The 12,548-nt window shown below is 37.6% G+C and carries 9 protein-coding genes; 6 read left to right on the plus strand and 3 right to left on the minus strand.

The annotated features are described in order from the left end of the window. Positions 1-20: 20 nt before the first annotated feature. Both ACZZZW_RS21555 and ACZZZW_RS21560 read left to right on the plus strand, forming a co-directional pair. The gene (locus tag ACZZZW_RS21555) at positions 21-800 is read left to right on the plus strand and encodes an ATP-grasp domain-containing protein (protein WP_463496458.1); all 780 of its coding nucleotides are present in this window, start codon (positions 21-23) and stop codon (positions 798-800) included. Positions 801-1,116: 316 nt separating this feature from the next. Beyond that, the gene (locus tag ACZZZW_RS21560; protein WP_463496461.1) at positions 1,117-1,989 is read left to right on the plus strand and encodes a hypothetical protein; all 873 of its coding nucleotides are present in this window, start codon (positions 1,117-1,119) and stop codon (positions 1,987-1,989) included. 63 nt (positions 1,990-2,052) lie between these two features. Here the strand turns inward: ACZZZW_RS21560 and ACZZZW_RS21565 are convergent, their stop codons facing one another. Continuing rightward, positions 2,053-4,605 carry an ATP-dependent Clp protease ATP-binding subunit gene (locus tag ACZZZW_RS21565; RefSeq protein WP_055912232.1) on the minus strand — a complete coding sequence of 851 codons (2,553 nt, stop codon included), beginning with the start codon at positions 4,603-4,605 and terminating at the stop codon, positions 2,053-2,055. Between the two features lie 755 nt (positions 4,606-5,360). Here ACZZZW_RS21565 and ACZZZW_RS21570 point away from each other — a divergent pair. Continuing rightward, positions 5,361-5,669 (plus strand): hypothetical protein, encoded by a 309-nt coding sequence (locus tag ACZZZW_RS21570; RefSeq protein ID WP_463496464.1) that lies wholly within the window; start codon positions 5,361-5,363, stop codon positions 5,667-5,669. Positions 5,670-5,848: 179 nt separating this feature from the next. After that, positions 5,849-7,378, plus strand: coding sequence for a DUF4394 domain-containing protein (locus ACZZZW_RS21575; RefSeq protein ID WP_463496467.1), 1,530 nt, complete (start codon positions 5,849-5,851; stop codon positions 7,376-7,378). Positions 7,379-7,759: 381 nt separating this feature from the next. Here the strand turns inward: ACZZZW_RS21575 and ACZZZW_RS21580 are convergent, their stop codons facing one another. Beyond that, the gene (locus tag ACZZZW_RS21580; protein ID WP_055912239.1) at positions 7,760-8,341 is read right to left on the minus strand and encodes a Crp/Fnr family transcriptional regulator; all 582 of its coding nucleotides are present in this window, start codon (positions 8,339-8,341) and stop codon (positions 7,760-7,762) included. Positions 8,342-8,490: 149 nt separating this feature from the next. Here ACZZZW_RS21580 and ACZZZW_RS21585 point away from each other — a divergent pair, with 149 nt between their 5' ends. Both ACZZZW_RS21585 and ettA read left to right on the plus strand, forming a co-directional pair. After that, entirely contained in the window at positions 8,491-9,558 is a 1,068-nt protein-coding gene (locus ACZZZW_RS21585) for an SDR family oxidoreductase (RefSeq protein ID WP_463496470.1), read from the plus strand. 122 nt (positions 9,559-9,680) lie between these two features. Then, positions 9,681-11,360 (plus strand): energy-dependent translational throttle protein EttA, encoded by a 1,680-nt coding sequence (gene ettA / locus ACZZZW_RS21590; protein ID WP_055912243.1) that lies wholly within the window; start codon positions 9,681-9,683, stop codon positions 11,358-11,360. Positions 11,361-11,798: 438 nt separating this feature from the next. Here the strand turns inward: ettA and ACZZZW_RS21595 are convergent, their stop codons facing one another. After that, the gene (locus tag ACZZZW_RS21595; protein ID WP_463496473.1) at positions 11,799-12,536 is read right to left on the minus strand and encodes a GDSL-type esterase/lipase family protein; all 738 of its coding nucleotides are present in this window, start codon (positions 12,534-12,536) and stop codon (positions 11,799-11,801) included. Positions 12,537-12,548 lie beyond the last annotated feature (12 nt).

Consider the following 12,548-nt stretch of genomic DNA (forward strand, 5'->3'; position numbering starts at 1 on the left):
TAAAACCTAGTTTTATTGCCATGAATATAGCATTAGTAACCTACCTGGATAAAGGTGCTTACGATACCACAACTGTAGAAAGCGAAGACGATAAGCTTTTGGATTTTTTAACAGCAAAGGGTTTAAAGATTGAGAAAGTAATCTGGAACGATCAAAACATAAATTGGGAGAATTATTCGCTTGCGATTTTAAAATCACCATGGGATTATTTTGATCTGATTGATGATTTCTATAACTGGTTAACTCTTTTGGAGACAAAAAACATAAAGCTGCTCAATCCCATTGAAGTGGTAAGATGGAATTCGGATAAAAAATACCTGAAAGAGATCGAAGCCGCAGGGCTTAAAATTACGCCGAGTTACTTTATACAACGAAAGGAGAATATTGATCTCAGCCATTCCTTTGCACAGTTCGACACCAACAAGCTGATTGTAAAACCCTGTATAAGTGGTGGAGCAAAAAATACATTTAAAGTAACCACCGAAAATGTGGAAGAAATAAATGTGCAGCTAAACCAGCTTCTGCAGGAAGAAGATTTTATTGTACAGCCTTTTTTACCAGAAATATTAGAGAATGGAGAATGGTCTTTCATTTTCTTTAACGGCGTATATAGCCATTCATTGATAAAACAGGCTAAAGCTGGCGATTTCAGGGTACAGCCCGCACATGGCGGATCTGTTCATCCACAAAAGCCAAATGCTGAATTAATTGCCAAAGCACAACAATATGTTACCTCATTTGCAAAAAACTGCCTTTATGCAAGAGTAGATGGCACTATCGTTAATGGAAAATTTTATTAATGGAACTTGAGTTAATAGAGCCTTTCCTGTTTATGAATACAGAACCCGAAAATTATGAAAGGTATTATAAGGCACTTCAAGACCTCATATAAAAAGGATTAGAAACACAGTTATTTAGTAATTATAAGCTTCTTATTTTTAGCACAATGCAATACAACCGGAAATTTAAATTGGAATATATGCTTTAACTCATTAAAACAGGTAATCCACTCATTTTAAATACTTGCTCACCCATTTAGCCAAATTACAACACCTTCAATTCATAATTTTATTCTAAATAAATCAAGCTGATTTACAAATCATTAGAAATAAAATTATGAAAACAAGAACAAAAACTAAACAAACTTTAATTCTGATATTAATTTTTGTAAGTCTGGGAGTTGCCTGCAAAAAAGAAATCGCAACACAAGGACCACAAGGCGAAAAAGGAATAGCCGGGCCGGCCGGAAGCACAGTTTTAAGCGGAAATGGTGTACCTGCAGCGGCTACCGGAGTTATTGGCGATTTTTACCTGGATTTAGCAACAAGTAATTTTTATGGACCAAAAAAGGCTGATGGATGGGGAGTTGCATTTTTGTTAAAAGGCCAAACCGGAGCAACTGGTAATACAGGTGCGGTAGGAAACACCGGTGCACCTGGCAGTCAGATTATAAGTGGAACCGGAATTCCGGATGCGGTAACTGGTACAGTAGGAGATTATTTTTTAGATAAAACCAGTTATAACTTATACGGACCTAAAGTAGCCACTGGTTGGGGCACGGCATTATCTTTAAAAGGAACTGCAAATGTTATTTATTCAGGATGGAATGTTGCCAAGAATTTTAGGGATACAACTTCAGATAACACAGCTCTGAAGGCTGCAGATTTGCTGGCACCAGCATTAACCACAGCGGTAATTAATGGCGGTTTGGTACAGGTATATTTTAACTTTGGAGGTGGTGTTTATGCTTTACCTTATTCATCGTATGCCGGAGGAAAATTAAATACCATCAGCTATTTTCCCAGACTAGGGCATTTTATTATCACAAGGTTTACTGCTGATAACAGCAACAGCATTCCACTATCTACAGCTTTACAATACAGGTATGTAATTATTCCCGGTGGAACCGCGGTGGCACTGGCAAAAGATGAAGGCTTGAAGCTCACTGATTACGAAGCAGTAAAAAAGTTTTATGCAATAAAAGACTAAACATATTTTCACAAATTAATCTCTTCAAAAAAAAACTCCCGATTTTCATCGGGAGTTTCTTATTTATTTACTAGAAGAATCTTCTTCTTGCTTCGGTTCTTCTTTTTTCTTCTCACCTTTTTTATGGTTGATAGAAATCAGTTCGGTAGCTTTATCGTAATCAATTTCTAAAACATCTCCTTCGGTTAAATCACCTTTAAGGATTTCTTCAGCAATTGGATCTTCTAAATATTTCTGGATCGCTCTTTTTAAAGGGCGGGCACCAAAATTACTATCAAAACCTTTATCAGCGATATAATCTTTAGCGTTATCAGTTAAGGCAATTTCATAACCCAAGGTATGAACACGGCCGAATAATGCTTTTAATTCAATATCAATAATTCTAAAGATTTCATCTTTACCTAAACTATTAAATACAACTACATCATCAACACGGTTTAAGAACTCAGGTGCAAAAGCACGTTTTAATGCACTTTCAATTACACCACGACTGTGAGAATCTGCTTGATTTGTTTTTGCTGCTGTAGAGAAACCGACACCTTGTCCGAAATCTTTTAGCTGACGGGCACCAATGTTTGATGTCATAATGATGATTGTATTTCTAAAATCAACTTTACGTCCTAAACTATCAGTCAACTGGCCTTCATCCAAAACCTGCAATAAGATATTAAATACATCAGGGTGCGCTTTTTCAATCTCATCCAATAAGATTACGGCATAAGGTTTTCTTCTAACTTTTTCAGTTAACTGTCCACCTTCTTCATAGCCTACATATCCCGGAGGCGCTCCTACTAAACGTGAAACTGCAAATTTCTCCATGTATTCACTCATGTCGATCTGGATCAATGAATCATCACTATCGAACATGAAGCGGGCCAATTCTTTTGCCAATTCTGTTTTACCTACACCTGTTGGGCCTAAGAAAATGAATGATCCGATTGGTTTTTTAGGATCTTTCAATCCTGCTCTTGTACGTTGAATAGCTTTAGTCAATTTCTTGATCGCATCATCCTGACCGATAATTTTCTCCGCCACTTTATCGTACATATTCAACAGTTTTGCACTGTCTGTTTGGCCAACACGTTGTACCGGAATACCAGTCATCATCGAAACCACCTCGGCTACATTATCTTCTGATACTTCGTAACGTTTAGTTTTGGTTTCAGCTTCCCACTCAGCTTTGGCTTTATCTAATTCTTCAATTAAATTTTTCTCTGTATCGCGAAGTTTTGCAGCTTCTTCATATTTCTGACTGCGTACCACTTTGTTTTTCTCTAACTTAATATCTTCGATTTTCGCTTCGATATCAATAATATTCTGGGGAACATGAATATTGGTTAAGTGTACACGAGATCCGGCTTCATCTAAAGCATCAATAGCTTTATCTGGTAAGAAACGGTCTGAAATATAACGTGATGTTAAAGTAACACAAGCTAAAATTGCCTCGTCGGTATAAGTTACACCGTGGTGCTCTTCATACTTATCTTTAATACGGGTTAAAATTTCTACAGTTTCATCTGGTGTAGCAGGCTCTACCATCACTTTTTGGAAACGACGGTCTAAAGCACCATCCTTTTCAATATATTGACGGTATTCATCTAAAGTTGTGGCACCAATACATTGAATTTCGCCCCTTGCCAAAGCAGGTTTGAACATATTTGATGCATCTAAAGAGCCCGATGCACCACCAGCACCAACAATAGTGTGAATCTCATCAATAAACAAGATTACATCTGTCGATTTTTCAAGCTCGTTCATCACGGCTTTCATACGTTCTTCGAATTGGCCACGGTATTTTGTACCGGCCACTAACGATGCCAAATCTAAAGTAACTACACGTTTGCCAAAAAGCACACGCGAAACTTTACGTTGTACAATGCGTAAGGCCAAACCTTCAGCAATTGCAGATTTACCAACACCTGGCTCACCGATTAAAATCGGATTGTTCTTTTTTCTGCGGGATAAAATCTGTGATACACGCTCAATTTCTTTCTCGCGGCCAACAATCGGGTCTAAACGACCTTCTTCTGCAGCCTTTGTTAAATCACGACCAAAGTTATCTAAAACCGGTGTTTTAGATTTTATATCCGAAACCTTTTTAGGTGTACTAAAGCTTTCTTCTTCGCGATAATCATCGTCGCCTCCTGTAGAAGCACTGTTTGAGATATCATCTCTGAATCCATTTTTATTCACTTCAACCTCCTGTTTAAAAACATCGTAAGTAACACCATATTGTAATAAGATTTGAGAGGCAATGTTATCATCATCTCTTAAAACCGATAACAATAAATGTTCGGTGCCAATTAAATCGCTTTTAAATATTTTAGCTTCTAAGTAAGTAATCTTTAAAACTTTTTCTGCCTGTTTAGTTAATGGAATATTGCCTAAGTTTACTGTAACACTCGAAGTACCGCGAACGGCATCTTCAATTGAGCGGCGCAATTTACCGGTATCAACTCCTAACGATCGTAAAATTTTTATAGCCATACCATCGCCTTCGCGGATGAGGCCTAATAATAAATGCTCGGTTCCAATGTAATCATGCCCTAATCGGAGCGCTTCCTCCCTACTAAAAGAGATTACATCTTTAACCTGTGGTGAAAATTTTGCTTCCATAATACCTTTCTTAACAGCTACGTCCCTAAACTATAAAATAAATTATAAAAAGCGACTGTACCATTTCGTTTATTTTATCAACAATTGCGCCATACGGGTGGATAAAAGGCAGTATACATATCCACCAACCTAAAAATTACGGTAAGAATATCGTTTCGATAAAGATAAATTCCGCTATATCTATCTACGTAATAACTGTTTTACAGGTTTTAAAAGGTGCTTTTTAAATCGCTTACCTTATAAGTTATCATTTTGTCGGTTTATTGTAAGGATTTTTTCGATTTGAGTAACTGACAATTTGTTGCTTTTTACTAAAGCAATTTACAAGTTTTGACAGAAAAACAAAAAGAACGTGACATCATTTAACAAATTCTCCAGACAATTATCTCTACCCTTTCCCTTTGCAGCATTCGATACGATAAAATCTATACGGAATTAACTGTGCAAAGGTTGCTTTTGTTTTGAAACAGCGAAGGTTTCCGAAGACAATCTGTAAGCTTTTGGCATTGTTTTCCTCTTTAAGTAATCAAAGAAATAAAAGGCTGGCATTTTACAAGAATGAGTTTACTTAAATGGAATATTGCTTTAGGTATTATTAAATGCCGTATATATTAAATAAAGCTAAATTTTAAATCAAATAATCTTTCAGTTAAACCAATTTGCGTTAAATAAGAGCATAAATCTTTTTTATTATCTCATTATCAAAAACCCGTTGATGCTAACCTCCGTATATATGCACAATCTCAAATACCGGAATGGCGCCACTTTACAAAAAAGTTTTAATTGCAACCCTACTCTTCTTCGCATTTGCGGGTCGGATTGCGATTAGTGCCATGCCCATCCATAAAGTTTCGGTGGAAATTTCGAAAGTAAATGCTGATAAATCGGATACGGATCAAAATGATGATCAGTTGGAAGATAAAGTCAAATTAGAAGATCTGATGAAAACCGATTTTACAAAAATTGAATTTCTGAGTATTTTTTCTTCAAAAAGAAGATTGTTTTCTGGCAATTACAACCTTGTTAAGTGTTACCTCCAAACATTGGAATATCCTCCAAAATAGCTAAAAGCTTAATTTCACCAATGAGTTCCTGTTAATAGCGAACAACAAGCCTGAAAATTAAAATCGTCGGTAGAGTTGCTCTTCCGAATGAATAACGAGCCTTTTTATCTCGAAAAGGTTAATCGCATTGCGTTAACATATCCCTTTACTAATACTTTTCTTAATTAAACATTAAAACCATGATTAAAATCAAACATTTAATCTTAGTAGCATTGTTGGCTATTATGACCCCTATTTTATTTTCGGCCTGTAAAAAAGACCGCAATAACGATCCTCAGCAAGAGGTACTCACACCTGGCCCTGATGTTAACTTTTACGCCCTCACTGCCGATGGCAAACTGTTGTTGATCAATGCCAAAAATCCGAATTCAACAACTGCTTCAGTCACAATATCCGGTTTACAGAGTGGTGAAACCATTTTAGGAATTGATTTTCGCCCTGCAACAGGTCAGTTATATGGTGTAGGCAGTAGTAGCCGCATTTATGTAATCGATCAGAAAACAGGCGTTGCAAGATCTGTTGCTACGGCTCCTTTCACACCTGCAATAAGCGGAACTTCAGTAGGTTTCGATTTTAATCCTACTGTAGATAGAATCCGTTTGGTTACTTCATCTGGCCAGAATTTACGTTTAAACCCTGAAACTGGCACGGTGGCTGCAACCGATGGTGTGGTAAACGGTGTTACAAATGCCAAAGTATCATCAGTTGCTTATACTCAAAATAAGGCTGGCGCAAGCTCAACAGTTCTATTTGATATCGACATTGCGAATGATAAACTTCATAAACAAGATCCACCAAATGATGGGAAACTTGTTGAAGTAGGCAGCCTTGGTTTGGATGCTGAAGATATTGGCGGCTTTGACATTAATCCTGATGGAACTGCAGCACTTGCGGCTTTAAATGTAAGTGGTAAATCGGGTTTATACCTGATCGACCTTACTTCGGGCAAAGCTTCAAAAATCAGTAATGTAGACCAACAAATTACCGCCCTTGCTATACCTACAGAGCCTGTTGCCTATGCAGTATCAACCAATAACGAACTGCTTATATTTAATCCAAACGCTGCAACACCAACACTTGTGGTAAAAGCAATAACTGGCATACAAACAGGTGAAAGTATTTTAGGCATCGATATGCGCCCGGTTAACGGACAGCTTTATGCCGTAGGAAGTACAAGTAGAATTTACACTATTAATGCATCTTCGGGTGCGGCAGCCATGGTTGGAACAGGGCCGTTGGCTACTTTATTAACAGCTACACAAATTGGATTCGATTTTAACCCAATGGCCGACCGCATAAGGATTGTAGGTAACAATGGCCAAAATTTTAGAATTGTACCAACTGATGCTACTTTAATTGTTGATACACCTATTACATTAAGTACCGCAGCCATTTCTGGTGCTGCCTATACCAATAACTTTGCGGGTGCTTCATCTACAGCATTGTTTGATATTGATGCTACAACAGATCGCTTATACAAACAAGATCCACCTAATAGCGGAGCACTTGTTGATGTTGGTCCACTTGGTGTAAATATTGAAGCAAACAGTGGCTTTGATATTGGTGGTACAAGCGGCAATGCTTACGGTATATTTACTGTTGGCGGTGTGCAAAAACTTTATACCGTAAACCTAACTACAGGTGCTGCAACAGCTGGTGCTACCATTGCTACAGCCGTACGCGGTTTTACACTGGGATTGGGTTTATAAAACAACATAATCTGTTAAAAATTGTAAAAGCCTTTCAATCCTGAAAGGCTTTTTACATTAACTAATGTTTACGGTATCTACTAAGAATTAATCCGCACTTTAAAAGTATAAAATTTGCTTTCCGCTGTATAGGATAGTTCCTTTTTTGAAAAAAGTTTGATAATTACATTAAAACGGAATTAAAATACTATCATCTCCTATAAAAATAAAATAATTATCGAAGGATCTAATTATCATAGTTGACTATATGCTAATTGATGCCATTTCACCCTCGTTGATGCTTATTTTGCCCGGAACCGATCTTATTTTATCAGCTTCAGCCATATTTAGCACTAAATTGCCTTATTGAACATTAAATTCAGGGTGCTGCATTGATCGACCTCATTTTTTTGAAGCCAGATTTTTTTTGATGCGACTAAGCGTTTCTGGAGCGATTCCTAGATAAGAAGCGATCAGGTTTTGTGGTATCCGTTTAATAATTTCTGGATTTGAGGCCATAAGTAAGACGTATTTTTCTTCAGCACTGTGAGTAATGGAACTCATTAATCTACGTTCTTTAGTAACCAGGCTATTTTGGTAAAGTATTCGGAAATAACGATCCATAATTGGTGCAGCCACCGTTAAAGCATCATAATCATTTCTCGAAATCAAAAGCAGTTCCGATTCTTCTATTGCATCAATGTTAAACAATGCTGGTTCGCCAGTTAAGAAACTGTTAAAATCAGACAGCCACCATCCTTCCCATCCGAAAATACTCATATGCTCATCGCCCTTTTCATCTACATTATAAGTACGTAACAAGCCCTTCGCTACAAATGCCAGGTGCTTGCAAATATTTCCTGCCTGCAACAAATACTGTCGTTTCCTCAATCTTTTAGCTTCAAAAAAGGTTTGTATCACTTCCCGATCATGGTCAGTAAGCGAAACTTTTTCCTGGATATGGCTAAAAAGTACATCAATCATGTTGGAATTTATTTTAACTGCACACAAAGATAAATTTTCAGGTGGAAGAAAGCGGAGCAACTTCATTGATCTGAATCAAGCCTATTATTTGATCCAGGTCAAGTTATGTTAATTATAAGTGCCTTAATTTTGTGTAAAATTAAAATACCATGAATAAAATAGCATTAGTAGTTGGCGCAAGTGGCATAGCAGGAAGTAATTTAGCCGAAAGCCTGATTGCAAAAGGCTGGGAAACTTATGGCCTGGCCAGAACACCTAATCTGGAAATTGAAAACCCAAAGCCGGTTGCAGCAGATCTTTTAGACATTAACAGCCTTAAATCATCCTTATCTGAGATAAGGCCGACCCATATTTATATTACCACCTGGATGCGTAATGATACCGAAGCAGAAAACATACGGGTTAACAGTTTGATGATACGCAACCTGCTGGATGTATTATCCGAAAAAAAATCAGTTGAACATGTGGCATTGGTTACCGGGTTAAAACATTACTTAGGTCCGTTTGAAGCCTATGCCAAAGAAGGATTTTTACCCGAAACGCCATTAAGAGAGGAACATCCAAGGCTGGAAATGGAAAACTTTTATTATGCACAGGAAGATGAAGTATATGCAGCAGCAGAACGTGATGGTTTTACCTGGAGTATCCACCGGCCACATACGGTTATTGGTAAAGCTGTAGGCAATGCCATGAATCTTGGAACTACTTTAGCAGTATATGCATCAATATGTAAGGAAACCGGTCGTATTTTTAAATGGCCAGGTTCCGCAGCACAATGGAACGGACTTTCGGATGTAACTGATGCGAAAGTACTGGCAGAGCATTTAATTTGGGCATCAACAACCGATGCAGCCAGAAATGAAGCTTTTAATGTTGTTAATGGAGATGTATTCCGTTGGAGCAGATTATGGAAACAGATAGCAGCTTATTTTAATGTAAAATCTTCAGGATTTGAGGGCAACATTCAGCCTCTTGAACAAGAATTGGCTAATGATGCAGCTACCTGGCAACAGATTGCCAAAAAGTATAATCTGAAAGAAGATAATTTAAACCGACTGGCGTCGGCCTGGCATACAGACCTTGATTTGGGCAGGCCAATTGAAGTAATGACTGATATGGCTAAAAGCAGAAAACTTGGTTTTACCATATTTCAAGATACCGAGGAATCCTTTTTTCAATTATTCGAAAAATTACGTGCTTCGAAATTAATTCCTTAAAACAACCATTAATAAATTAAGGAGCGCCTGCAATTGTGTATGATTGCAGGCGCTTCTTTATTTGTGATAACATTTTACCTCTTCCATTTTTTACCCCTATCTTTGCACGATAATTCTATAATATGTCAGACGAGAAAATAATCTTTTCAATGGCCGGGGTAAATAAAATTTACCCTCCACAAAAACAGGTTTTAAAAAATATTTACCTTTCTTTCTTTTACGGTGCAAAAATTGGTGTTATCGGTCTAAACGGCTCGGGTAAATCATCTCTTTTAAAAATCATTGCAGGATTAGATAAATCCTATCAAGGTGAGGTTGTTTTCTCTCCAGGTTACTCGGTGGGTTATTTAGCACAAGAGCCGATTTTAGATCCTGAGAAAACAGTGCGCGAAGTGGTTGAAGAAGGTGTGGCAGAAGTAACTGCTATTTTAAAAGAATATGAAGAAGTAAACGAAGCTTTTGGCTTAGAAGAAAACTATTCTGATCCTGATGCCATGGATAAATTGATGGCCAGACAAGGTGAGCTTCAGGATAAAATTGATGCTTTAGGTGCCTGGGAAATCGATTCGAAATTGGAGAGGGCAATGGATGCTTTGCGTTGTCCGGATCCTGAAACCAAAATCGGTGTATTATCAGGTGGTGAACGCCGTCGGGTGGCCATGTGCCGTTTGTTGCTTCAACACCCTGATGTATTACTTTTGGATGAGCCTACCAACCACTTGGATGCTGAAAGTATTGATTGGTTAGAGCAATTTTTACAAAATTACGAAGGAACCGTTATTGCAGTAACCCACGATAGGTATTTCTTAGATAATGTAGCCGGATGGATTTTAGAATTAGACCGTGGCGAAGGTATTCCATGGAAAGGAAATTACAGCAGCTGGTTAGATCAGAAAGCGAAACGTTTATCTCAGGAAGAAAAGACAGAGAGCAAACGCCAAAAAACGTTGGAGCGTGAGCTAGAATGGGTACGTATGGCCCCTAAAGCACGTCATGCAAAATCTAAAGCCCGTTTAGCCAACTATGATAAATTAGCTTCAGAAGATGGCAGAGAAAGAGAAGACAAATTGGAGCTTTTTATCCCTGCCGGGCCGCGTTTGGGTAATGTAGTGATCGAAGCTACTAATGTTACCAAAACTTATGGTGATAAGGTATTGTTCGATAACTTAAATTTCTCACTTCCTCCCGCAGGTATTGTGGGCATTATTGGCCCCAACGGTGCTGGTAAAACTACTTTATTCCGTTTAATTACCGGACAGGAAGAAGCAGATGCTGGTACTTTCCGTGTTGGTGAAACTGTAGAATTGGGTTATGTAGATCAGATGCACAATGATTTGGATGCTGATAAAACCGTTTACGAAAACATTACCGATGGTTTGGATAATATTCAATTGGGTACTAAAGCTGTTAACGGGCGGGCATATGTATCAAAATTTAACTTTAACGGTGGCGATCAGCAAAAAAAGGTAGGAATACTATCTGGTGGTGAGCGCAACAGGGTGCACCTTGCCATTACACTTAAAAAGGGAGCAAACGTATTGCTGCTGGATGAGCCAACCAACGATATTGACGTAAATACTTTACGTGCATTGGAAGAAGCTTTAGAAAACTTTGGTGGTTGTGCTGTGGTGATCAGTCACGACAGGTGGTTCCTGGATCGGATCTGTACCCACATCCTGGCTTTTGAAGGCAACTCTGAAGTTTATTTCTTTGAAGGTAACTATTCAGATTATGAAGAAAACCGCAAAAAACGTTTGGGCGATGTTGCTCCAAAACGGATCAGATATAAAAAATTAGATTAAAGCAAAGTCCCGGCGAAAACCGGGACTTTTTTAGTTATTGCCCCAGGCGTAAACAACTAAAGCTGCAAAGCCTACCAATCTTAATAATTGGCGATAATTAACGTAAACAAAAAAGTGTTTGGTTTTAAGTTTTGGTTTAATCCCAAAATAAAAACTAAGCAACATGCAAACCATACTTAAGCTGAGTAAGACTGGAACATAATTAGCCGAAAAAAGCTGTGTTTCAAATCTGGTTGATTGATTAATTAAAACCAATAAAAGGAATAAAAACCCTAAACCAAGGGTGATCATTTCCATTTTTTTATTTGTTGTAATTTCTGCTTTATTCACCTTTTATGGATATCTTTTTAGAGCCATCGGTAAATGAATTGTTACATTTTTTTTTCATATCAACATCAAAACATCTTAGTTTATAATCAAAACATCTTAGTTTATAACCTAGTGTCTGTTCTTTAAAGCTTTTTTAATCGCAAGCTCCGTTACACCTTCCATGATTTTATAACCGGCAAGGTTGGGGTGAACACCATCAACGGTTAACTCAGCACGTTGTCCTTTTCGTTCATCAACCAAGGGTGTCCAATAATCCAAAACCGTATAATTTTTCTCTTTGGCATAGGCTACAATTCTTTCGTTTAAATCCACAATAAGATCTGCTGCCTTAATACTTTTATTCCAAGGATACTCGTAAACTGGCAAATATTTACAGAGCACAACTTTAATATGATGTAACCTTGCTAGTTCTGCCATCGACTTTACATTATCCATAATTTTATCAATGGTAACATGCCCCGTGTTGCCTGCAATATCATTACTACCTGCTAAAATAATTACCACTTTAGGTTTTAGGCTAATCACATCCTGCCGGAAACGGATCAATAGCTGTGGTGAAATCTGCCCACTTATTCCCCTATCCAAATAAGGCTTATTCTCGAAATATTCAGGGTCCTTTTGCTTCCAGAATTCGAAAATTGAGCTTCCTAAAAAAACAACTCTTTTTTCCTTTCTTGAGGGGGCAGGCAAAAGTTCATTCTCTTTTTGATATTTGGTTAAAGCTGCCCAATCATCGGCAAAATTTTCTTTTTTCTGCTTATTATTTAGCGAATCTGTTTTGGCATCCTGGGCAAATAATTTAGTTGTAGCGGTTAATAAAAGAAAGAGTATGATTTTTCTTTTCATGGGATATGGAAT

This window comes from Pedobacter sp. AC379, from assembly GCF_979258145.1.